This window comes from Kitasatospora sp. cg17-2 (genome assembly GCF_054031055.1).
Genome location: NZ_CM132923.1, coordinates 5,103,212 through 5,125,035 on the forward strand (window position 1 = coordinate 5,103,212; position 21,824 = coordinate 5,125,035).

Below are 21,824 nucleotides of genomic sequence, written 5' to 3' on the forward strand. Positions count from 1 at the left end.
AGGCCGTTCCCCGTGCGGGTCCGGCCGGCCGCGGGGTCAGTTGGCGAAGGCGTCCAGGACCTGCTCGTACTCCTGGCACCACCACGCCAGCTGGCCCGCCGAGGCGGGGTAGAGCGGGTCGGCCCGGTGGTCGCCCCGCTGGTAGCGCCACTGGAGCATCCAGAAGTCGTTCAGCCGCTCCCACCAGACCCGGTGGGTGGCGGCGGCCAGGTGCTCGGCGGTGGCGGCCCCGGTGGCCCGGTAGGCCTGGGACCAGTGCCGGACCCGGACGAGGTCCAGCACCCCGGTGACGCGGTCGTTGAGGACCAGGGTGGCGGCGCGGACGGCCTCCTCGGCGCGCGGCTGGCGGCCCAGCTTGTCCCAGTCCAGGACGGCCGCGATCCGTCCGTCCCGGTGCAGCAGGTTGAGCCCGTGGAAGTCGCCGTGGGTCCAGCCGGTGGGTGGGGCGGCGCCCGGGGCGGGACGCCGGTGGGCGTGCTCGGCGAGCAGCTCCAGCCGTTCGTCCAGCCGGCGCTCGACCAGCGCGTCCAGTTCGCCGTGCGGGTGGTGCTCGCGGGCCCGTTCGCGCAGGTCGTGGGCGAGCGCGGAGCTGTCGAGCGGATCGGCGCTGCGGTAGCCGGAGGGTTGTGCGACGGGCGCGCAGACCTCGTCGAGGGCGCCGTGCAGCCGGCCGAGCAGCGCGCCCAGCTCGGCGCACTGCGGCGGGGACAGCTCGGTCCCGTGGCGGTGCCCGCCGTCCACCCAGGGGAAGAGGGCGAACAGCCGGCCGCCGAACGGGGCGATGGTGCCGGTCCGTTCGGCGAGGGCGAGCGGGGGCTCGACGGGCAGGCCCAGGGCGGCGAGGGCGGCCATCGCCCGGTGGTGGGCGGCGACCGCCTCGCGGCCGGCGGTCGCGGCGTCGACGTAGCACTTCAGGAAGTAGCCGCCGGCCTCGGTGGTGACCCGGTAGCCGCGGTTCAGCAGGCCTTCGGCGACGGGTTCGGCGGTGAGCAGGCGGCCCACCCGGTAGCGGCGCAGGACCTCGGCGAGCGCCGCGTGGGGGACGGGAGGGCTGAGCGTTCCTATCGGGGGTGCGGTGAGGTCGGGACGGGCTGGTGCACAGGCAAGGGTCTGGCTGAAAGTCACAGCCAGAGGTTAGGACCTCTCGGCGGGGGTCCTTGACAGGTCGTCAGTTGTGTGCTTCGCCGTATCAGTGCTGCTGGTCCGCCTGGTGCCGCGCCACGAACGCCGCCGCCTGGGTCCGTCGCTCCATCCCCATCTTGGCGAGCAGACTGGAGACGTAGTTCTTCACCGTCTTTTCGGCGAGGTGCAGTTCATTGCCGATCTGACGGTTGGTCATCCCTTCGCCGATCAGGTCCAGAATGCGGCGCTCCTGCTTGGTGAGCTGGGAGAGCCGTTCGTCCTCCTTCTCGCCGCCGTCCCGCAGCCGGGCCAGCACCCGGCTGGTGGCGATCGGGTCGAGCAGTGACTTGCCGGCCGCGACGTCCCGGACCGCGGTGATCAGATCGGTGCCGCGGATCGCCTTCAGCACGTAGCCGGAGGCACCCGCCATGATCGAGTCGAACAGGGCCTCGTCGTCCGAGAACGAGGTCAGCATCAGGCACTTGATCTCCGGCATCCGGGACCGGATCTCCCGGCAGACCTCGACGCCGTTGCCGTCCGGCAGCCGGACGTCGAGCACCGCGACATCGGGGTGGACGGCGGGGATCCTGGTCAGCGCCTCGGCCGCGGTGCCGGCCTCGCCGACCACCTCGATGTCCTCCTCGACGGAGAGGAGTTCATGGACACCCCGCCGGACCACCTCGTGGTCGTCGAGGAGGAATACCGTGATTTGTCCGTTATCAGTCACGCGCAAAGCCTCCCATATCACCCTACGAAAGACCTCCCGCCCGTACCGCGCCGGGGTCACGATCCGGCCAGAGCGGTCGAAACCGATGCCGGTAACCCCCTTACGCCGGAGCCTCCGCCCGGATAACGTGCGCTGGTGTCCTGAACGCGACCGAATTGAGAGCTGCGCCACACGCGCGGTTTGTAGACCCCGAACAAGTAGGACGTCCTAGCGCAGACGCGTCGAGGACGGACGCTGGGTAACGTTCTCGTGAGGGACGCCGTCGGAAAAGGATCACCACCTGCCCCGCTGCGGGTGCGCACACCCACGCGCGCCCCGCGAGGCGGTGACCGGACCGGTCACCGGCGACCCCGGGCGGCCGGACAGACCGAGGAGTGAACGTGACCGTCAAAAGCACGGCGAGGGCCCGCAAGAAGGCTGCCCCCGGCGTCCGCGCCACGGCCAAGGACGCCCAGCCGGAGCTCGTACAGCTGCTCACCCCGGAAGGCGAGCGGGTCGAACACCCGGACTTCCCGCTCACCGTGGAGGCGGACGAGCTCCGGGCCCTCTACCGTGACCTGGTGCTGGTGCGTCGCTTCGACGCCGAGGCGACCTCGCTGCAGCGCCAGGGCGAGCTGGGCCTGTGGGCCTCGCTGCTGGGCCAGGAGGCGGCCCAGGTCGGTTCCGGCCGCGCGATGCGACCGGGCGACTACGCCTTCCCCACCTACCGCGAGCACGGCGTGGCCTGGTGCCGCGACGTCGACCCGCTGAACCTGCTCGGGATGTTCCGCGGTGTGAACCACGGCGGCTGGGACCCGAACGAGAAGAACTTCCACCTGTACACCATCGTGATCGGCGCGCAGACCCTGCACGCCACCGGATACGCGATGGGCATCACCAAGGACGGCGCCGACGACGCGGTGATCGCGTACTTCGGCGACGGCGCCTCCAGCCAGGGCGACGTCAACGAGGCCTTCACCTTCGCCTCGGTCTACAACTCGCCGGTGGTCTTCTTCTGCCAGAACAACCAGTGGGCGATCTCCGAGCCCACCACCACCCAGACCAAGATCCCGCTGTACCGCCGGGCCTCCGGATTCGGCTTCCCGGGCATCCGGGTCGACGGCAACGACGTGCTGGCCTGCCTCGCGGTGACCCGCTGGGCCCTGGAGCACGCCCGCACCGGCAACGGCCCGGTGCTGATCGAGGCCTTCACCTACCGGATGGGCGCGCACACCACCTCCGACGACCCGACCCGCTACCGGGCGGCCGACGAGACCGAGGCCTGGAAGGCCAAGGACCCGATCACCCGGCTCCGCACCCTCCTGGAGAAGGAGGGCCTGGCCGACGAGGAGTTCTTCGCCTCGATCGAGGCCGAGAGCGAGCAGCTCGGGCTGCGGGTGCGCGAGGGCGTGCGCAGCATGCCGGACCCCGACCCCACCCTGATCTTCGACCACGTCTACGCGGAGCCGCACGCGCTGGTCGATGAGGAACGGGCCGAGTACATCGAGTACGCGGCCTCCTTCGAGGCGGGGGAGAACCACTGATGGCCGGCCAGCTCAGCATCGCCAAGGCGCTCAACGGGGCGCTGCGCAAGTCGCTGGAGAGCGACCCGAAGACCGTCCTGATGGGCGAGGACATCGGCAAGCTCGGCGGCGTCTTCCGGATCACCGACGGCCTGCAGAAGGACTTCGGCGAGGACCGGGTGATCGACACCCCGCTCGCCGAGTCCGGCATCATGGGCACCGCGATCGGCCTCGCGCTGCGCGGCTACCGCCCGGTCGTGGAGATCCAGTTCGACGGCTTCGTCTACCCGGCCTTCGACCAGATCGTCTCCCAGCTGGCCAAGATGCACGCCCGCGCGCTCGGGCACGTCAAGATGCCGGTCACCGTCCGCATCCCCTACGCGGGTGGTATCGGCGCGGTCGAGCACCACAGCGAGTCGCACGAGGCGTACTTCGCCCACACCGCCGGTCTGCGGGTGGTGACCCCGTCCAACGCGCACGACGCGCACTGGATGCTGCGCCAGGCCATCGAGTCGGACGACCCGGTGATCTTCCTGGAGCCCAAGCGCCGCTACTGGGACAAGGGCGAGGTCGGCGACTCGGCCGACCTGGGCCTGCACGACGCGCGGATCGTCCGCCCCGGTGCCGACGCCACGCTGATCGCCTACGGGCCGATGGTCAAGGTCTGCCTGGAGGCCGCCGCGGCCGCCGAGGAGGACGGCCGCCGGCTGGAGGTCGTCGACCTCCGCTCGCTCACCCCGGTCGACTTCGCCGCCCTGGAGGAGTCCGTCAAGCGGACCGGACGCGGCATCGTGGTGCACGAGGCCCCGGTGTTCCTGGGCATGGGCGCCGAACTGGCCGCCCGGCTCACCGAGCGGTGCTTCTACCACCTGGAGGCGCCGATCCTGCGGGTCGGCGGCTACTACGCGCCGTACCCGCCGTCCCGGGTCGAGGAGTCCTTCCTCCCCGACCTGGACCGCGTGCTCGACGCCGTCGACCGCGCGTTCGCGTACTGATCCCGGGGAGCGCTGATGACCACCGAAGTTCGCTCGCTCCGCGAGTTCAAGATGCCCGATGTGGGCGAGGGCCTGACCGAGGCCGAGATCCTCAGCTGGTACGTCAAGCCGGGTGACACCGTCACCGACGGGCAGGTCGTCTGCGAGGTGGAGACCGCCAAGGCCGCCGTGGAGCTGCCGATCCCGTTCACCGGGGTCGTCGAGCAGCTGTTCTTCCCGGAGGGCGCGACCGTCGACGTCGGCACCGCGATCATCTCGGTCGCGGTGGCTGGAGCGGCGGGGGCGCCCGTCGCCGCCGCTGCCGTCGCCCCGGCGGTCGCCCCGGCCCCGGCGCCCGTCGTCGAGGCCACCGAGGCGCCCGAGCCCGAGCGGCGCGAGGTGCTGGTCGGCTACGGTCCGCGGACCGGCGGCAGCCAGCGCCGGGCGCGGCGCACCACGGTCACGGCCACCGCCACGGCGGCCGTGCCGACTCCGGCGCCCGCTCCGGCGCCCGTCGCGGCCCCGGTGCCGGTGGCGGCCGTCGAGGTGTCCGGTGACCGGCCGCTGGCCAAGCCCCCGGTGCGCAAGCTCGCCAAGGACCTCGGGATCGACCTCCGGGCCGTCACCCCGACCGGTCCGGACGGCGTGATCACCCGTGACGACCTGCACGCCCACGCGGCGGCCGCCGCCGCCCCGGCGCCGGCCCCCGTCGAGGCCCCGGCCGCCGAGCCGGCCGTCGCCGCCCCGGTGTCGACCGCCGTGGTCCTGCCCGGCGCGGGCGACGTCCGGGTGCCGATCAAGGGCGTCCGCAAGGCGACCGCGCAGGCGATGGTGGCCTCGGCCTTCACCGCCCCGCACGTCACCGAGTTCGTCCAGGTCGACGTGACCCGGACGATGAAGTTCGTCCGCCGGCTCAAGGAGAGCGGCGAGCTGGGCCGGGACGTCCGGGTCAGCCCGCTGCTGCTGGTCGCCAAGGCGCTGCTCACCGCGGTCAAGCGCCACCCCGGGATCAACGCCCAGTGGGACGAGGCGGCCCAGGAGATCGTCATCAAGGGCCAGGTGAACCTCGGCATCGCCGCGGCCACCCCGCGCGGTCTGATCGTCCCCAACATCAAGGACGCCGGCGCCCGGACCCTCTCCGGCCTGGCGGTCTCGCTCGGCGAGCTGATCGAGACGGCCCGCCAGGGGAAGACGGCGCCCGGCGACATGCAGGGCGGCACGATCACGATCACCAATGTCGGCGTCTTCGGCGTCGACAGCGGCACCCCGATCCTCAACCCCGGCGAGGCGGCCATCCTCGCCTTCGGGGCGGTCCGGGAACTGCCGTGGGTGCACAAGGGCAAGGTCGTCCCGCGTCAGGTCACCACGCTGGCCCTCTCCTTCGACCACCGCTTGGTGGACGGCGAGCTGGGTTCCAAGGTGCTGGCCGACATCGCGGGCATCCTGGAGCACCCGAAGCGCCTGATCACCTGGGGCTGAGCCACCGGGAAGACATGAAGGGGCCCGACTCCGCACCGCCGTGCGGAGTCGGGCCCCTTCGTTCTGCGGTCCCGGCGGGGCTCAGGACCAGGCGGTGTCGTCGTCGGTGCGGTCGACGGCGGTGGTGTGCCGGCGGGTCTGCCCGTGGGTCTGCTCGTACATGGCGCGGCTCCAGGTTTCGTCCTCTGATGTGTGGGACGTCCGACTCCGGGCGGGGTTGTCGCCGTTCCGTCGGGAATTCCGCAGCACCCACGGCGGAGGCCCTCCCCCGGCGCCGGTGCGGCGCGGAGGAGGGCCCCGGAGCGGTCCGTCGTTCGTGGACGGCGGCGGCGTCCGGGTCAGCGCCGGGCGCGCAGTCGGCGGACGGTGAGCACCATGCCCGCGCCCAGCGCGGCGACGCCGGCGGCGATGCCCGCGAGCAGGCCGTTCGGGGTGTCGGCGCCGGTCTGGGCGAGCTCCGGGGTGCCGGCCGGCGCGGTGGTGGCCGGGGCGGCGGAGGGGGTGCTCTTCGGTGCGACGGGCGCGGCCGGGGCGGGCTTCGCCGTCTCCTTGGCGGGCGCCGCGTCGGCGGCCGGCTTGGCCGTCTCCTTGGCCGTCTCCTTGGCGGGGGCCGGCTTCGGGGCCGGGGAGGCCTTGGGGTCGGCGGGCTTGGCGGTGGTGGTCGGGGCGGGCTTGGACGTCTCGGGCAGGTCCACCAGGAAGGTGCGGCCGGCACCCCTGCCGTGCTGGACGGAGCCGACCTCCACCGCGGTGCCGACACCGAACGACTTCACACGGGCGGCCTTGTCCAGAAGCGTGACCCGGAAGCGGAAGCTGGCGGTCCGACCGTCCGCGAAGTCCTGGATGGTCAGCGAGCTGGTGTCCGCGACCATCGCGGGGCCGCAGGGCTGCTTGAGCGCGAGCTTCTTCCAGCCGTTGGGCGTGGCGGCCTCGACCGTGTACTCCGAGAGCCTGTTGCCGGACTTGCTGTCCACGTAGAGCACCGGGTGGACATCCCGGTACGGGGCGCCGGTGGAGTTGTTGACGGCGATGGTGACCTCGACGGGCTTTCCGGCCGTGGCGCTCTGGCCGTCCTCCTGGGGGTTCGTGAAGGCGACGGAGATGTCGCCGTGGTGCTCGGCGGCCCCGGCGGCCGCGGCCCCGCCGGCGGCGGACACCGACCCGGCCCCGTCGCAGGCCCAGGACGACTCGGCGGTCAGCAGCTGGACGGAGCCGGCGAGCAGGACGGTGGCGGCGACGGCCGCGACGCGGCGGCGGACGACGGTGTTCTTCGCGGAAGCGGGCATGATGGACGTGCGCATGACAGGACCCCCCAAGGTCTGGTGTCGTGATGGTGGTGAGTGGTTTCGAAGGTGGCCGGATCGCCCCGTCGCGTCGGAAGCGCCCCCCCGGCCTGGCCGGTCATGCTCTCTCCCGCGTCCTTCGCTGGTACAGACAGCGATCCGGGGGTGGCAGTTCCAGGACGAACCAAAGATTCTCATGACTATTTTCGGTGATTCCAAGGTCACGGCTGGTGATCGAGAACCGCCTGGTTGGACTCATAGGTATGACTGGTCAGATCCTTGTCGTTCGGCCAGCTCGGTGACTTTTTCGCTGTTCCGTGAGGACGACACGCCGGGGCGGGTACGTCTTCGCGTCCACCACCCGGGCGACGCGGGTGACCGGAACGTCGAGGACGCACCCGTATGCCGCCTGGCAACCCTGGCCGGATCGTCCGGAGTCTGGCCGCGCTCGTGCTGGTGTCCACCGCCGTACTCCCGGCCGCGCTCGAACTGGCCGGCCCCTCACCGTTCGGGGTGATCGGGGCCGGTGCCCCGGCCGACCGCGCGGTCCCACCGCACACCTCGGCGCAGCACGCCGATCTGCGCACCGCCGGGGACGCGCCGACCGTCGACATACGGCGGACCGGCGACCCGGCCAACCGGATCACCCTCGTCCTGCTCGGCGACGGCTACACCGCCGAGGAGCAGGACGTGTTCCGCGAACAGGCCGACCGGGCCTGGCGCGCGCTGATGGAGATCGAGCCGTTCCGCAGCTACCAGGGGTTCTTCAACATAAGGCGGGTCGAGGTGGTCTCCCCGGTCTCCGGCATCGCCGAGACCGAGAGCCGCGGCCGCAGCCCCGCCACCCCGCTCGGCATGCACTTCTGGTGCGAGGGCACCGCCCGGCTGCTCTGCGCCGACGAGGACGCGACGGCCCGGTTCGCCGGGCGCGGCGAGGGTCCGCAGTACCTGATCGCGCTGGCCAACTCCACCGAGTACGGCGGCGCCGGCGGCACCGGGGTGACCACCCTGGCCGGCGGCAGCCCCGACGCCGGCCGGATCATCCAGCACGAGATCGGGCACACCGTCGGCGACCTCGGCGACGAGTACGACAGTGCGCCCGACGACGCCGACTACCCCAACCTCTCCACCGAGAACGCCGACGACATGCGCCGCAAGCAGTCCAAGTGGTGGCGCTGGCTCGGCGCGGAGTCCCCCGACGGCGCCGGGACCATCGGCGCCTACCGCAGCGCCAACGGCATCTACCGGCCCACCCCGGACTCGGTGATGCGCACCCTCGGCGGGGCCTACAACCTGCCCTCCCGGGAAGCGATCATCGAGGAGATCTACCGCCGGATCCGGCCCACCGACACCGCCGTACCGGCCCCCGGCGACGTCACCGGCCGCCCCCGGCTGGAGGTCCGGCCGGTCCCGCTGACCGGTGCCCGGCAGCTGCGGGTGGACTGGACGGTGGACGGCGTCCCGGTCGAGCCGCAGGCGGCCGACCGCAGCTGGCTGGACACCGCGTCCCTGCCGCTGGAGCCCGGGCACGCGGCGACCGTCACGGCGACCGTCCGGGACACCACGGACTGGGTGCGCGACGAGGCCTTCCGGGAGCGCTACATGACCCGCTCGGTCTCCTGGACGGTGCCCGGCTGAGGCGGGGCGGGAGGCGGACCGGGGTGGCCCCCACCCCTGGGCATCCAATGATGGGATGACTAATCTGGGGCCACTATGACCGTGGAGCCAGCCCGTTCAGCCCGCCCCCTGTCCGCCTCCGCTCCTCGCGCCACAGCCGACCGCACCGGCGGCCCCGACGCCGCCCCCCGGCAGCCGCCCGGGGGCCGGGCCGCCTGGATCGCCTGGTCCATCGGGGCCAGCGTCTACGTCCTGGCCGTCATCCACCGCACCAGCCTCGGCGTGGCCGGCCTGGACGCCGCCGACCGCTTCGGCATCGGCGCTCTCCACCTTCTCGATCCTCCAGGTCCTCGTCTACGCGGCCATGCAGATACCCGTCGGCGTGCTGGTCGACCGGTTCGGCCCGCGCAAGGTCCTGCTGCTCGGCGTCCTGCTGCTCAGTACCGGCCAGCTTGCCTTCGCCTTCTCCGACGCCTTCGGCCCCGCGCTCGCCTCCCGGGCCGTGCTCGGCTGCGGCGACGCCATGACCTTCATCAGCGTGCTGCGGATCGCCGCCCGCTGGTTCCCCGCCGCGAAGAACCCGCTCGTCGCCCAGCTGACCGGCCTCGCCGGGATGAGCGGCAACCTGGTGACCACCGTCGTCCTCGCCCAGGCGCTGCACAGCGAGGGCTGGACGCCCACCTTCACCGCCATCGCCCTGCTGGGCATCGCGGTCTTCGCGCTCGTCGCGCTCTTCCTCCGCGAGTCGCCGGAGGGCCCCGCCCCGGCCGCCCCGGCGGACGGGCGGCCCCGGGCCGCCGTCGGCCGACAGGTGCGGGACGCCTGGCAGGAGCCGGGCACCCGGCTCGGGCTCTGGATCCACTTCACCACGCAGTTCCCCGGCAACGCCTTCGGCCTGCTGTGGGGCCTGCCCTACCTGGTCCAGGCCCAGGGCATGACCCGCACCGAGGCCGGCGGGCTGCTCACCCTGCTGGTGCTCGCCAACATGAGCTTCGGCTTCCTCTTCGGCCGGCTGCTCTCCCGGACCTCCCGGGCCCGGATGCCGATCGTGCTCACCACCATCGGCGTCACCTCGCTGCTGTGGGCGGTGACCCTCGCCTGGCCCGAGGGGCACCCACCGCTCTGGCTGCTGGTCGCGATCATCCTGGTGATGGGCAGCAACGGCCCCGCCTCACTGGTCGGCCTCGACTACGCCCGCGCCCGCAACCCCGTCGAGCGCCTCGGCACGGCCTCCGGCATCGTCAACATGGGCGGATTCATCGGCACGATGATCACCCTGTTCGGCATCGGCGTCCTGCTCGACGTCCTGACCCCGGCCGGGGCGGACGGGTACTCGGCGAGCGCCTTCCGCTGGGCGTTCTGTTGGCAGTACGTGCCGATGGCGGTGGGCACGGTGATGATCCTGCGGCTGCGGCGGAGGCTCTCGGCGGTGGCGGCGTAGGGTTTTTGACCTGCGGAAATGGGGGTAACCCTCAGTCTCACTGATGGTTACCCCCATTCTCGTCAGCCTCGGTACTCGCGCATGAACTCGGCGATCTGCGGTGGTGTGCCGAAGATCCGTGCACCGTGCATCTCCACGAGTACGTTCTCGTGGCCGCCGACGGGTGTGGCTCCGGGTTCCGGCCCGGACCGGGCCTCGTCCCGCATCCGGACCAGGTCCACGATCCGCAGCTTCGGGCAGCCCGGGACGACCCGGCTGCCCCGGATCCCGACGTGCTCCCCGCCCGGGCACTCGAAGTACGGGCCGAACGGTGGCCCGCTGTCGTCCTGGCCGGGCAGCCGGAGACGCATCTCCCCGTGTTGGCAGTGGACCGTGCCGTCGGAGTGGACGGTCAGGCCCGGCCAGTCCTCGTGCTCGATCCGCGCGACGACGTACACCTGCTGCCCGATCGCCTCGCTGAGCGTCTCCGCCATCCGCCGCTGCTGGGTCGGGATGTCGGTCTCTCCGTGCCGGACAGAGGGGAGAAGATCACCGCTGACCCACTCCTGGAACGGCTTGGCGCTCGGTTTGTTCGAGCGCATGATCAGCTTGTAGAGGCCGGCTTCGCTGACCACGTTCAGCAGTGGATTGCCGCGCTCGTAGGGTTTATCACCTGGGGAAACGCGATTAACCTTCCCGAAAGTTAGGTTAATCGCGCGCGAGTTGACGACTCGTGTGTGTTCGAGTCCGACAACCTGACGGACCCGGCTCGGGTTCATGCGACCTAGCACTGTGCACACGTCCGCCGTGACGAACCACGGCTCGCCGTCGATCATCACGACCCTGATCGGCTGGCCCGTGACCGGGAAGCTCGACCGGACCAGCTCCATCCGCCCCTGCACCGTCTGTTCGTCGTCCATCTGGACGCCCCTCCTTCTTCCGGGTGACGCTGCCCGGAACAACGACGGCGAACAGGGGGGGGGTATTGGTTCCAACATGGCGTACGGGAGCACGAGGCGCACTCGCCCGGCGCGCACGGTCCGTGTACGCCGGGCGAGTGAACGGAAGGACTACGGGGTGACGGAGAAGTTGGCCAGGACCCGCTCGGCGAGCTCCCGGTCGCCCTCGACGATCACCGAGCCGGGACGGCCCCGGCCGCAGGCGAGGCGGACGTAGGTCTCCCAGTCGAGGGTCAGCTGGACGTCGGGGGCCAGGCTGATGGACTCGTCCACGCTGCCGCGCCCGGAGGAGTCGACCCGGACGGTGCGCAGGAACTCGACCGGCCCGGTGACGTCGACGACCACGGTGCTGCCGGCCGGGGCGCCGACCCGGTTGGCGACGACCTTCGGCAGGCCCTGGAGCAGGACGTCGCGGGAGACCAGCGCGGCCGGCGAGTCGAGGTTGCCCGGGGTGCCGAGGGCGCGGCGGAGGTCCTGCTCGTGCACCCAGACGTCGAAGGCGCGCAGCCGGAGCAGCTCGTGGTACGGGATGTCGCGGCTCTGCGGGCCGGCCGGCCAGCGGACCGGCTCGTTCGGCATCTGCTTGGCGTTCCGCAGCGCCCGGGAGCGGCGGATGATCGTGTAGTCCAGTTCGCCGGTCATCTCCAGCGCGGTGTGGCAGCGGCGCTTGTCGACGGGCAGTTCGAGGTAGCGGGCGGCATCGGTGGTGACGTGCATCAGGTCGCGGGGCAGCGAGTGGATCGGGCGCGGGTCGCCGAGGAGTTCGGACTCGACGGCGATCACGTGCGAGACGACGTCGCGGACGGACCAGCCGGGGCACTCGGTGGCCCGGTTCCAGGAGCCCTCCGGGAGGGGGGCCACCAGTTCGGATATCGCCTCGATGGACTGCGTCCACGCGTCGGTGTACGCCTGCACGGTCTGGTTGTCCGTCACGGGAATCTCCGGCCCTCCGTCAGCTGCCTTGCCACGCGTGTCCGCGCGTTCCGGGACCGGCCGGGAAGGTCCGGGTCCCGGGCGCACACGCTAACCGCACGTTACGCTGCCCGGTGAGAGCAGGGCAGCGCTTTCGGGTGACGATCGTAGGACTCTTGCCGTGGACGGTGGTACTGTGCGCGCTTCATTGATCCAACTCGTGGTCTCCGACACGGAGCCCCCGGCCGAACGGCGGGCCCGAGCGGCCGCCCTGGTACGGGCCCAGCAGGGATCCGACCTGGTGGTCCTGCCCGAACTCTGGGCGCTCGGCGGCTTCGCCTACGACCTCTGGTCGGACGGCGCCGAGGCGCTGGACGGGCCGACCTCGGACGCGATGGCGGCGGCGGCGAAGGCGGCGGGCGTCTGGCTGCACGCCGGTTCGATCGTCGAGCGCGATCCGGACGGGCCGATCTACAACACCTCCCTGCTGTTCGCCCCGGACGGCGAGCTGGTGCACACCTACCGCAAGATCCACCGCTTCGGCTTCGACAGTGGCGAGGCGGTGGTGATGGGTGCCGGGCAGGAGATCGTCACCGCGGCCACCGACGTCGGCACGCTGGGCCTGGCGACCTGCTACGACCTGCGCTTCCCGGAGCTGTTCCGGGCGCTGCTGGACGCCGGTGCGCAGGTGCTGGTGGTCCCGGCGGCCTGGCCGGCGCGGCGGCGGGAGCACTGGACGCTGCTGAACCGGGCGCGCGCGGTGGAGGAGCAGGCGTACGTGCTGGCCTGCAACACGGCCGGCACGCACGGCGGGGTGGAGCAGGCCGGCCACAGCATCGCGGTGGACCCGTGGGGCCGGGTGCTGGGCGAGGCGGGGCCCGGGGAGGAGGTGCTGACCGTGGAGTTCGATCCGGCCGAGGTGGCCAAGGCCCGGGCGGAGTTCCCGGTGCACCGGGACCGGCTGCTCGGCATCCCGGCGCCGGTCCAGCGCTGACGGCACCCCCGGAGGGGCCGGAGCGGGGCACGGGCGGGCCCGGAGTGCGGACCGGGCGGGCAGGGCGCGGGCAGACGCATGTGGGGGGCTTGTACACAGCCGTGTCCTTTTTGAGAAGATGAGCCCTCGTCGTGTTACCAGCCGTTCTTCCGCCGGTCTGTCCCGTCAGGCCGCCAGCCCGCCCGAGGAGGTCGCGCGCATGTTCGGCACCGGCGCGGGCGGCAACCGTCCCGTGATCCAGCGCAACAGCCTGCGCGAGCAGATCGCGGGCGCGCTGCGCGAGGAGATGATGGCCGGCCGGCTGGCGGCCGGGCGGAACTTCACCGTCAAGGAGATCGCCGAGCTCTACGAGGTCTCGGCGACCCCGGCCCGCGAGGCGCTGGTCGACCTCTCCGCGCAGGGGCTGCTCCGGGCCGAGCACCACCGGGGCTTCACCGTTCCCGAGTTCGGCTGGGACGACTTCCGGGAGATCTTCGAGTCCCGGGTGCTGATCACCGACAGCTACTTCCGTCGGCTGGCCGTGAACCCCGGCCCGCCGGACGACAGCCGGCTGCCCTCGCTGCGCCGCCGGGCGGACGCCGCGGTGCGGGCGGCCCGGGCGGGCAACCTGGACGTGATGGTGGGCTGCGACCGCCGGTTCTGGCAGGAGGTGGCCGGCCTGCTGGGCAACCGCCGGATCGCCGACTACCTGGACTGGCTGCGGGTGCAGTCGTGGATGTTCGCCGCGCGGTACCTGCGGTCGATGCCGCAGCTGGGCGGCGTCTGCTGGGACAGCCACCTCGATCTGGTGGACGCGATCGAGGCGCGCGACGTGCCGCGCGTGCACCGGATCGTCTGCGAGTACAACCTCTTCACCGTCGGACTGCTGGCCGAGCTGGCCGGGCAGCAGGTGGAGTCGGTCGGGGTGCTGCCGCTGCTGACCGGTCGCCCGGTCGCCGCCCCGGGCGGTCCCGGGGCCGAGGACGGGCCGGCGGCGGCCGGGGCGCCCCGGACCGGTGAGGACGCGGGGGCGGGGAGCGCTCCGCGGCCGGAGGGCGCCGTGCAGACCCCGAGGAGCCGGGGGAGCCAGGGGAGCGCCGGGTCGGAGCAGTCGGAGCCGGGTACCGCGCACCACCCGGCGGAGCCGGGCCGGGAGCGCGACCTCGGCCGCGAGCTGGGCCGTGAACTGGGCCTCGGCCTCGGCCTGGTGCCGCAACCGAGGTCGGTCCCGTACGGACGGTTCGGCCGCCGCCTGCCCGAACCGCCGTCCGGCCAACTGCCCGAGGGACGGCCCGATCCGCATCGCGCGCCGGGCCGGTAGGGTGGGCGGTCGTTCGTCCCGGCCGCTCCTCGTACCGACCGTCCGGGTACCGACCCCCGTCCATCCGCCGTCCGCCGCCGCGCGGCCGGTTCCCGCCGCCCGGAGAGGAAGAGCCGGCCCATGGCCTGCGACCTCTGGCTCGTCCCGCTGGTGGACGTACTGAGCCACAGCCCCGACAACCCGTTCCGGGACGACCTCGCGCTCTACAACCAGGTGCTGGCCGAGAACGGTCTGCCCGAGATGCCGGTCTACCGGTACGTGCCGGGACTCAGCGGGGCGGTCGAGCCGATAGCCGCCTTCGACTACGACTCGCTGCACTTCCTGCGCCGGGCCTACCTGCTGGGCCTCACCGGCCTGGACATCACCCCGGTGGACGCGCTGGGCGGGGACTACGAGCAGCTGCTGGAGATGTTCGAGAGCAGCGCCGAGCAGTCGCACCTGGTCTGGCACTTCGACCACGCCGGCGCCTACGTGCCGATCGAGTTCGCCGCCCCGCTGGTGGAGGAGTCGCTGCTGGCCTCGGGCGGACCGCTCGGCTCCAGCCACGGGCTGCTGCGCGAGCTCCAGGCCGTGGCCCCGGCGCTGGGCATCGACCCGCTCGACCCGCCGGCGCCGACCAGGCCGCTCGGTCCGACCGGTCTGGAGCAGCCGTTCGGTCCGCCGCTGGACGACCTGCACCCGTTCGCCCGGGAGCGGCACGCCTGGGCGGGCCTGTACGCGGCGGCGACCCGGAGCCTGCACCAGGGCTCGATGATCGTCTTCGCCTGAGCCGAGCCCGAGCCTGAGCCGAGCCGGAGTCGATCCCGAGCCCGAGTTCGGCCCCGAGCCGATCCCGATCCCGAGCCGATCCCGAGTTCGGGCCCGAGCCGGAGTCCGGGCCCGAGCCCGGACCGCCCGCCCGCCGCTACCGCAGCGGGCCCTCCGGCGGCCGCTGGCGCGGCATGGTGGGCCTGGCCCCCGGCGGCGGCAGCACCCGGACCTGGGCCCCGACGCCCGGCTCGGTACGCCCGCCCCAGCTGCCGGAGGCCTGGGTGGGCAGCCGGGTCATCCCGGCCCGGAACTCCAGCATCCACTCCGAGGTCTCCGTGCGGACCATGTCCGAGACGTCCTCGCAGAACCGCCGCAGCACCCCGAGGCACCGCTCGGCGGCCTCGCCCGCCGTCCCCTCGGTGGGGCCGAGCACCTCCCGGACGCACTCCGAGGCCCAGTCGAACTGGAAGGCCTCCAGCCGGCGCTGCAGCGCCTGCGCGGTGGAGACGTCGCGCATCCAGCCGGAGGTCAGTCCGAACGCCCGGTCCGCGCCGTAGCAGGCACCGGCCAGCGCCAGCCCGACGTAGCCCCAGTCGGCGGCGTGGGCGACCGTCCCGGTGAGGTCGACCAGCGGGGCGGTGACCCCGCCGACCGCGAAGCCGGTCGTGCCGAAGCGCAGCAGCCGGGCCCAGCGGCGCTTCCAGATCCGGTCCCGGCGGTACCAGTCGATCGCCTCGACCGCCCGCTCCTCGGACCAGCGGTACAGCTCCTCCAGCCGCTCGGCGGGCTCGCCCCAGTCCCCGAGCGGGAACTGGCGGGCGCTCAGGTCGGACCGGCGGCGGGTCGACGCGCGGGGCGCGAGGGTCGCGGCGGGCGGATCCTCCTCGCCGATCTCCTTGCCCCAGGCACTCTCCTCGGGCTGCATTTCCGGCTGGCTCACCTGTGGGGCTCCCTGTGGCGGGCGGACGGCTGGTCTGGCTGGTCCCGACTCTGCGCGGACTGACGTGTCGTCGGCCTGACGGCCGGTGAAACGCCGGACAACGCGCCGAACACGCCGCCGTTCCGGGGCGGGTGCGGTGTCCCGGGGCGGCACCGCCGGCGGGTCGCCGACGGTGGTCCAACAGCACTTCTTACCGCCAAATGGCTGACCGTGGGGGCGCTTCACCAATGATCGTTATCGGATTCGGCCACCGGATCCCGAGGTGGGAGGGTTGCGGCGGTCGGCGGGATTTCACCCGTCCGAGGGAGCCGTCGGTGACCCGCTGTCCTGACCCGGGCACCGAGGGGCGACTCCGGCACCCCCGGACTGGACGATCCTCCGAGGCCGTGCGTGTACCCGACCCCCTCGATCGTCTCTTCCTACGGGACCGGAGAGCGGCCGGAACCGGCCACCGACTACCCTTACCCAGCGTGAAGGTCCTCGTCATCGGCGGCGGCGCCCGCGAACACGCCCTGTGCCGCTCTCTGTCCCAAGATCCCGCCGTGACCGAGCTGCACTGTGCCCCGGGCAACGCCGGGATCGCGCAGGTGGCGACGGTCCACCCGGTCGACCAGCTCGACGGCGCGCAGGTCACCGCGCTCGCCGTGCGGCTCGGCGCCGAACTGGTCGTGGTCGGCCCGGAGGCCCCGCTGGTCGCGGGCGTCGCCGACGCCGTGCGCGCGGCCGGCGTCCCGGTGTTCGGCCCGTCCGCGGAGGCCGCCCTGCTGGAGGGCTCCAAGGCCTTCGCCAAGGACGTGATGGCCGGCGCCGGCGTACCCACCGCCCGCTCCTACGTCTGCACCACCGGTGCCGAGGCCGCCGAGGCCCTGGACGCCTTCGGCCCGCCCTACGTGGTCAAGGACGACGGCCTGGCCGCCGGCAAGGGCGTCGTGGTCACCTCCGACCGCGCGGAGGCGCTGGCCCACGCCGAGGCCTGCGAGAGGGTGGTGATCGAGGAGTACCTGGACGGTCCCGAGGTCTCGCTGTTCGCGATCACCGACGGCATCACCGTCCTCCCGCTCCAGCCCGCCCAGGACTTCAAGCGCGCCCTGGACGGCGACCAGGGGCCCAACACCGGCGGCATGGGTGCCTACTCGCCGCTGCCCTGGGCCCCCGAGGGCCTGGTCGAGGACGTGCTGGCGACCGTGCTGCAGCCGACCGTGGACGAGCTGCGCCGCCGCGGCACCCCGTTCTCCGGCCTGCTCTACGCCGGTCTGGCGCTGACCTCGCGCGGCACCCGGGTGATCGAGTTCAACGCCCGCTTCGGCGACCCGGAGACCCAGGTCGTGCTGGCCCGGCTGCGCACCCCGCTGGCGGGCGTGCTGCACGCCTCGGCCACCGGCACCCTGGACCAGCTGGAGCCGCTGCGCTGGGACGAGGGCGCCGCGGTCACCGTGGTGATCGCCGCCGAGGGCTACCCGGCCGCGCCGCGCACCGGCGACCCGATCGAGGGCCTGGCCGAGGCGGAGGCCGCCGACGGCACCGCGTACGTGCTGCACGCCGGGACGAAGGCGGACGGCGACCGGGTGCTGAGCGCCGGGGGCCGGGTGCTGTCGGTCACCGCGACCGGCGTCGACCTCGTCGAGGCGCGCGAGCGGGCGTACCGGTCGGTCGGGCGGATCTCGCTGGCCGGCGGTCAGCACCGCGGGGACATCGCCCTGAAGGCCGCGCAGTAGCGGCCGCCCGCCCCCGTTCCGTCCCCGGGCCCCCGGCACGCCTCCGCGCGCCGGGGGCCCGGGCGTTCCGGACCGCGCCCGGCCGCCCCGGTGGCGCCCCGGCGGCGGCCGGACGGCGACCGTCGGCGCGGCTCCGCGGGCCCGCCCCGCGCGAGCCCCGGCGCGGACGCCCGGCGGGCCCCCGGCACCCTCCCCCGCACCCCGGGACAACCCCCATGGCCGCAGCGCCCCCCGGCGTTTCCGGGCCGGGTGGGACGGGAGCGACACCCGGTGCCGCCACACCGTTCGGTCCCCGGAATCCAGCCCATCGAGTGACAGCGACCGCATCCGGCTGACGTAACCGGCCGCCCGGCCTTATGGTGCGCTGGACCACGGCACCACAGGTCGGGCCGCTTCCGGCCGCCGCCGGGTAAGGGTGGTCGTGCGGGGGGATGCTGGACGGCGTCCGGCCGGACCGGACCCGCCGGGCGCTTCCCGGGGGCGGCCGTCCGGTTTTCGGGCGGTGTCACCGGGACGAGTGGAAACCGGGGCGATCCGGAACACCCACCCGCACCCGGGCGTCGAAAATGTCGGAAGCGCCACGCAGCATGTACTACCGGGGCTCGGACACCACCGTTTCCCGGTCGGAACTGATCGTTTCGAATCGGCTCAGGGCCCCGTCACGGGTGTCCCGGGGCTCCGAAGGGGGTGCCGCACCGTATGGCCGCTGTCGACACCGCGCGCGCTCACGCCCAGGCGGTCCTGCGGATCCGAGGGCTCGCCCTGGCCGCCGCCGCGCTGCCCGCCGCCACCGCGGTGGTGCTGCTCGCCGGCCGGTTCACCGGGCGGATCGGTGCCCCCGGCTCCCCCGACGGGGCGGGCTGGGACATCGCCCGCTGGACGGTCTGCGCGGTGGCCGCGCTGACCCTCCTGGTGGCCGGGCTGGCCGCCCGCGCCTACCGCCGGGCCGTCCCTCCGCAGACCCCGGCCGTGCCGCTGGACCGCGCCCAGGCCCCCGAGCTGTACCGGCTGATCGACGAGCTCGCGGACCGGCTGGAGGTCCCCGCGCCGTCCGCCGTGGCGCTCACCCCGGACTGCGACAGCTGGCTGGAGGACGTCCCCGCGCCGAGGCCCCGCCGCTCCCGGGCGGCCGGCCACGAACCGACCGCCCCGGTACTGGTCGTCGGTTCGCCGTTCCTCTGGTGGATGCGCGCCGGTGAGCTGCGGGCCCTGCTCGCCCCGGTGGTGGCCGGCACCGCGGCCGCCGCGGACCCGGAGATCGCCGCCGCCCGGCACTTCCTGCGCTCGCTGGACGCCAGCCTGGACGCCGGCCCCGCCGACGGACCGGCCGGCCTCCCCGGGGGCTGCGCCCCGCGCCCGCCCCGCCGGGGCCCGGTCGCCCTGACCGACCGCCTCACCGACCGGATCACCCGCCGGCTGCTGGGCGCCTGCCGCGAGCACGCCGCCGAGCTGGAGCGCTCCGTCGCCGGCTGGGCCTCCGAGCAGGCCCGCGGCGTCGACTACGGCCTGCGGATCGCCGCCCAGGAGCAGGTCGGCCTCGCCTACGCGGGCTGGGACCGGCTGCTCACCCGGGTCGCGCTGCCCGCCTGGCGGCTCGGCCGGCACCCCGCGCACCTGAACGCCGGAGTGGTGTCCGCGCTCACCGAACTGTCCCGGCGCGACCGGCTGGCCGACGGCTACAGCAGCCGGCTCGGCGACCGCCCGGCCTGCGACCTGCTGGAGGAGCCGGGCGAGGTGGACGCCGCGGTCTCCCGGCTCGCCGCCGAGCTGTTCTTCGGGGCGCCCGCCTCCGGTGCCTGGCGCGAGCTGGAGTGGGTCGACTACCCGGCCGAGGTGGTGGACGCCGGCTGGCGGGCCCGCGCCGCCGCCCTGCAGTCGGCGCTTGACCTGCTCGCCCCGCAGGCCCGCCCCGGCGCCCCGACGCTGACCCGGCTGCTGGGCCGGCTGGCCGACGGCGACGGCGAGCGGCTGGCCGCCGCGCTCGCCGCCCAGCTGGCCCGCACCACCGCGCCCGCCCCGCTGCTCGAACCGGTCCGGTCCGGGCGGGACGTCCTGGTCGACCACGTCACCGCGATGGTCTGCTGCGCCGCCGTGGACACCGCGGGCGCCGTCCCCGGTCTCGACTGGCTGGACGGCCCGGTGCTGCTGCTCGGCGGGGTCCGCCGCACCGACCTGGCCGAGCCGGTGGCCCAGGCCGTCGAACAGGGCCAGGACGGGCCCCTGCGGGCCTGGCTGGACGCCGCGGACGTCCGGCTGGAGAAGCCGGTCCGGCTCTGACCCCGCCGCCGACCGGCCCCTCGGGGGCGCGAGCTCCGAAGGTGAGCGCCCCCGGTCGGACCGGCCGCCCCGGGTCTTCGCAGGCCGGAGGCCGTCCGTCCGTCGGCCCGGAAGATTCCCGCCACTAGTTGCTACCGTGGGGTGACGCAGCGCCAGCACGGTGTGGTGTATTAGACCGCACGCACATCCGGGAGGCACGTGCCAACCGGCGAAGGTGCACCTGGGAGGGGCGCGCGTGGGGACCGAACTCAACCGCCGCTGGGAGTCCGGGACGCACGCGCACAGCGTCTCCGACCCCTTCGGTCAGGGCCCGCTGCCCTGGCTCCGCAGCCCGGACCAGTACGTCGCCGGTGCCGAGGGCGACGAGGTGCCCTGGTACGTCTCGGTGGACGCGCCCGGGCAGCGCCCGCTCTCCGCCGGGGTGCGGGGCAGACCGGCGGTCGGCAGCCCGCTCGGCGCGAACGACGAGGAACAGCAGATCAAGGGCTTCGCCTCGGCCGGGGTGGTCCGCCCCGGCGGCTCGGTGGACCTGCGGGTCACCGTCAACCCGCCCCGCGAGTTCACCGTCGACGTCTTCCGGATCGGCCACTACGCGGGCGACGGCGCCCACCACATGACGTCCAGTCCGCTGATCGCCGGGATGTCCCAGCCGGCCCCGATGGTGGTCGGCCGGACCGTCTCCTGCCACCACTGGTGGCACACCTGGCGGCTGCAGATCCCGCAGCACTGGCGGCCCGGCGCCTACGTCGCCGTGCTCACCACCGCCGACATGCTGCACCGCAGCCACATCCCCTTCACGGTGCGGGACTTCGAGGACCAGAACCGCTCCGCCGAGCTGCTGCTGGTGCTCCCCGACGTGACCTGGCAGGCGTACAACCTCTTTCCCGAGGACGGCCGCAGCGGCGCCAGCCTCTACCACGCCTGGGACGGCGGCCGGCTGGTCGGCGAGCCCGAGGCGGCCGTCACCGTCTCCTTCGACCGGCCGCACGCCACGGCCGGGCTGCCGCTGCACGTCGGCCACGCCTACGACTTCATCCGCTGGGCCGAGCGCTACGGCTACGACCTCTCCTACGCCACCGCCACCGACCTGCACGCCGGCCTGGTCGACGCCTCCCGGCACCGGGCGCTGGTCTTCCCGGGCCACGACGAGTACTGGTCCGAGCCGATGCGCCGCGCCGCCGAACGGGCCCGGGACGGCGGCACCTCGCTGGTCTTCCTCTCCGCCAACACCATGTACTGGCGGGTCGAGCTGAGCCCCGGTCCGTCCGGGGAGCCCAATCGGATGCTCAACTGCCGCAAGCGCCAGAAGGTCGGTCCCGGCAGCCCGGCGGCCGGGGTGCCCGGCGCCGCCAGCGCGCTGTGGCGCGACGCCGGCGAGCCCGAGCAGCACCTGCTCGGGCTGCAGTACTCCGGCCGGGTCGCCGCGCCGGTCCCGCTGGTCGCCCGGCACACCGCGCACTGGCTCTGGGCCGGCACCGGCGTCCAGGAGGGCGAGGAACTGCCCGGGCTGGTGGCCGGCGAGGCGGACCGCTACTACCCCAAGGTCGCCCTGCCCGAGCACAGCGAGCGGGTGCTGCTCGCCCACTCCCCGTACCGGGACCTGTCCGGCCGCACCCGGTACCAGGAGACCTCGCTCTACCGGGCGCCCAGCGGCGCGTACGTCTTCGCCGCCGGCACCTTCGCCTGGTCGCCCGCGCTGGACCGCCCGGGGCTCACCGACGAGCGGATCCAGCGGGCCACCGCCAACCTGCTGGACCGGCTCTGCAAGAACGGCTGACCGCCGCGGCCCGGGGTCCGGCCCCCGGGCCGGGCCGGTGCCCATGACAGACTCGACCCCAGTGACCTCCCCTTTC

Annotated in this window: 16 protein-coding genes and 1 pseudogene; 11 read left to right on the top strand and 6 right to left on the bottom strand. The window is 73.7% G+C overall.

Annotated features, from left to right (window positions below):
• Positions 1 to 36: 36 nt before the first annotated feature.
• The gene (locus tag ACW14Y_RS21615; RefSeq protein ID WP_380305829.1) at positions 37 to 1,125 is read right to left on the bottom strand and encodes a phosphotransferase enzyme family protein; all 1,089 of its coding nucleotides are present in this window, start codon (positions 1,123 to 1,125) and stop codon (positions 37 to 39) included.
• A 64-nt stretch (positions 1,126 to 1,189) separates the two neighbouring features.
• A complete protein-coding gene (locus ACW14Y_RS21620) occupies positions 1,190 to 1,849 on the bottom strand; it encodes a response regulator (protein ID WP_380305831.1) in 660 nt (219 codons plus the stop codon).
• Between the two features lie 380 nt (positions 1,850 to 2,229).
• Between ACW14Y_RS21620 and pdhA the strand changes: the two genes are divergently transcribed.
• From pdhA to ACW14Y_RS21635, 3 genes are read left to right on the top strand one after another with little or no spacing between them, the layout of a single operon-like run.
• Positions 2,230 to 3,372 carry a pyruvate dehydrogenase (acetyl-transferring) E1 component subunit alpha gene (gene pdhA, locus ACW14Y_RS21625; RefSeq protein WP_030392469.1) on the top strand — a complete coding sequence of 381 codons (1,143 nt, stop codon included), beginning with the start codon at positions 2,230 to 2,232 and terminating at the stop codon, positions 3,370 to 3,372.
• Positions 3,372 to 4,346: an alpha-ketoacid dehydrogenase subunit beta gene (locus ACW14Y_RS21630; RefSeq protein ID WP_380305834.1), complete on the top strand. Its 975-nt coding sequence runs from the start codon at positions 3,372 to 3,374 to the stop codon at positions 4,344 to 4,346. The genes pdhA and ACW14Y_RS21630 overlap by 1 nt, the downstream gene beginning before the upstream one ends.
• Before the next feature lie 15 nt (positions 4,347 to 4,361).
• Positions 4,362 to 5,804 carry a dihydrolipoamide acetyltransferase family protein gene (locus ACW14Y_RS21635; protein ID WP_402723139.1) on the top strand — a complete coding sequence of 481 codons (1,443 nt, stop codon included), beginning with the start codon at positions 4,362 to 4,364 and terminating at the stop codon, positions 5,802 to 5,804.
• A 338-nt stretch (positions 5,805 to 6,142) separates the two neighbouring features.
• On the opposite strand, the gene ACW14Y_RS21640 is transcribed toward ACW14Y_RS21635, so the two are convergent.
• The gene (locus ACW14Y_RS21640; protein ID WP_456983000.1) at positions 6,143 to 7,105 is read right to left on the bottom strand and encodes a hypothetical protein; all 963 of its coding nucleotides are present in this window, start codon (positions 7,103 to 7,105) and stop codon (positions 6,143 to 6,145) included.
• A 384-nt stretch (positions 7,106 to 7,489) separates the two neighbouring features.
• Here ACW14Y_RS21640 and ACW14Y_RS21645 point away from each other — a divergent pair, with 384 nt between their 5' ends.
• Positions 7,490 to 8,725, top strand: a complete 1,236-nt coding sequence (locus tag ACW14Y_RS21645) for a M64 family metallopeptidase (RefSeq protein WP_380305838.1) — start codon at positions 7,490 to 7,492, stop codon at positions 8,723 to 8,725.
• Positions 8,726 to 8,800: 75 nt separating this feature from the next.
• Positions 8,801 to 10,145: pseudogene (locus ACW14Y_RS21650) on the top strand (MFS transporter).
• A gap of 62 nt (positions 10,146 to 10,207) precedes the next feature.
• Here the strand turns inward: ACW14Y_RS21650 and ACW14Y_RS21655 are convergent.
• Positions 10,208 to 11,044 carry a BRO-N domain-containing protein gene (locus tag ACW14Y_RS21655; RefSeq protein WP_456983002.1) on the bottom strand — a complete coding sequence of 279 codons (837 nt, stop codon included), beginning with the start codon at positions 11,042 to 11,044 and terminating at the stop codon, positions 10,208 to 10,210.
• A 150-nt stretch (positions 11,045 to 11,194) separates the two neighbouring features.
• The gene (locus ACW14Y_RS21660; RefSeq protein WP_380305845.1) at positions 11,195 to 12,016 is read right to left on the bottom strand and encodes a maleylpyruvate isomerase family mycothiol-dependent enzyme; all 822 of its coding nucleotides are present in this window, start codon (positions 12,014 to 12,016) and stop codon (positions 11,195 to 11,197) included.
• A 175-nt stretch (positions 12,017 to 12,191) separates the two neighbouring features.
• Between ACW14Y_RS21660 and ACW14Y_RS21665 the strand changes: the two genes are divergently transcribed.
• From ACW14Y_RS21665 to ACW14Y_RS21675, 3 genes are all read left to right on the top strand, one after another.
• Complete coding sequence (locus tag ACW14Y_RS21665) at positions 12,192 to 12,989, top strand: carbon-nitrogen family hydrolase (protein ID WP_380305847.1); 798 nt, start codon at positions 12,192 to 12,194, stop codon at positions 12,987 to 12,989.
• A 199-nt stretch (positions 12,990 to 13,188) separates the two neighbouring features.
• On the top strand, positions 13,189 to 14,289 hold the full coding sequence (locus ACW14Y_RS21670; protein ID WP_380440199.1) for a GntR family transcriptional regulator: 1,101 nt from the start codon (positions 13,189 to 13,191) through the stop codon (positions 14,287 to 14,289).
• Positions 14,290 to 14,409: 120 nt separating this feature from the next.
• Positions 14,410 to 15,057 (top strand): hypothetical protein, encoded by a 648-nt coding sequence (locus ACW14Y_RS21675; protein WP_456983006.1) that lies wholly within the window; start codon positions 14,410 to 14,412, stop codon positions 15,055 to 15,057.
• Positions 15,058 to 15,193: 136 nt separating this feature from the next.
• Here the strand turns inward: ACW14Y_RS21675 and ACW14Y_RS21680 are convergent, their stop codons facing one another.
• Positions 15,194 to 15,979 carry an SLATT domain-containing protein gene (locus ACW14Y_RS21680; RefSeq protein ID WP_375968995.1) on the bottom strand — a complete coding sequence of 262 codons (786 nt, stop codon included), beginning with the start codon at positions 15,977 to 15,979 and terminating at the stop codon, positions 15,194 to 15,196.
• 470 nt (positions 15,980 to 16,449) lie between these two features.
• Between ACW14Y_RS21680 and purD the strand changes: the two genes are divergently transcribed.
• The 3 genes from purD (at position 16,450) to ACW14Y_RS21695 (ending at position 21,748) form a co-directional block, all read left to right on the top strand.
• Complete coding sequence (purD, locus tag ACW14Y_RS21685; RefSeq protein ID WP_456983008.1) at positions 16,450 to 17,694, top strand: phosphoribosylamine--glycine ligase; 1,245 nt, start codon at positions 16,450 to 16,452, stop codon at positions 17,692 to 17,694.
• 699 nt (positions 17,695 to 18,393) lie between these two features.
• Positions 18,394 to 19,971 carry a hypothetical protein gene (locus ACW14Y_RS21690; RefSeq protein ID WP_380386551.1) on the top strand — a complete coding sequence of 526 codons (1,578 nt, stop codon included), beginning with the start codon at positions 18,394 to 18,396 and terminating at the stop codon, positions 19,969 to 19,971.
• A 235-nt stretch (positions 19,972 to 20,206) separates the two neighbouring features.
• Positions 20,207 to 21,748 (top strand): N,N-dimethylformamidase beta subunit family domain-containing protein, encoded by a 1,542-nt coding sequence (locus ACW14Y_RS21695; protein ID WP_380440197.1) that lies wholly within the window; start codon positions 20,207 to 20,209, stop codon positions 21,746 to 21,748.
• Positions 21,749 to 21,824: the final 76 nt, after the last annotated feature.

What these genes read in the sequence shown, in the direction of transcription:
- ACW14Y_RS21655 (WP_456983002.1), bottom strand. Translation starts at nt 11,044, where the DNA reads ATGGACGACGAACAGACGGTGCAGGGGCGGATGGAGCTGGTCCGGTCG.
- ACW14Y_RS21675 (WP_456983006.1), top strand. Translation starts at nt 14,410, where the DNA reads ATGGCCTGCGACCTCTGGCTCGTCCCGCTGGTGGACGTACTGAGCCAC.
- ACW14Y_RS21640 (WP_456983000.1), bottom strand. Translation starts at nt 7,105, where the DNA reads ATGCGCACGTCCATCATGCCCGCTTCCGCGAAGAACACCGTCGTCCGC.
- ACW14Y_RS21630 (WP_380305834.1), top strand. Translation starts at nt 3,372, where the DNA reads ATGGCCGGCCAGCTCAGCATCGCCAAGGCGCTCAACGGGGCGCTGCGC.
- ACW14Y_RS21690 (WP_380386551.1), top strand. Translation starts at nt 18,394, where the DNA reads ATGGCCGCTGTCGACACCGCGCGCGCTCACGCCCAGGCGGTCCTGCGG.
- ACW14Y_RS21645 (WP_380305838.1), top strand. Translation starts at nt 7,490, where the DNA reads ATGCCGCCTGGCAACCCTGGCCGGATCGTCCGGAGTCTGGCCGCGCTC.
- ACW14Y_RS21670 (WP_380440199.1), top strand. Translation starts at nt 13,189, where the DNA reads ATGTTCGGCACCGGCGCGGGCGGCAACCGTCCCGTGATCCAGCGCAAC.
- ACW14Y_RS21635 (WP_402723139.1), top strand. Translation starts at nt 4,362, where the DNA reads ATGACCACCGAAGTTCGCTCGCTCCGCGAGTTCAAGATGCCCGATGTG.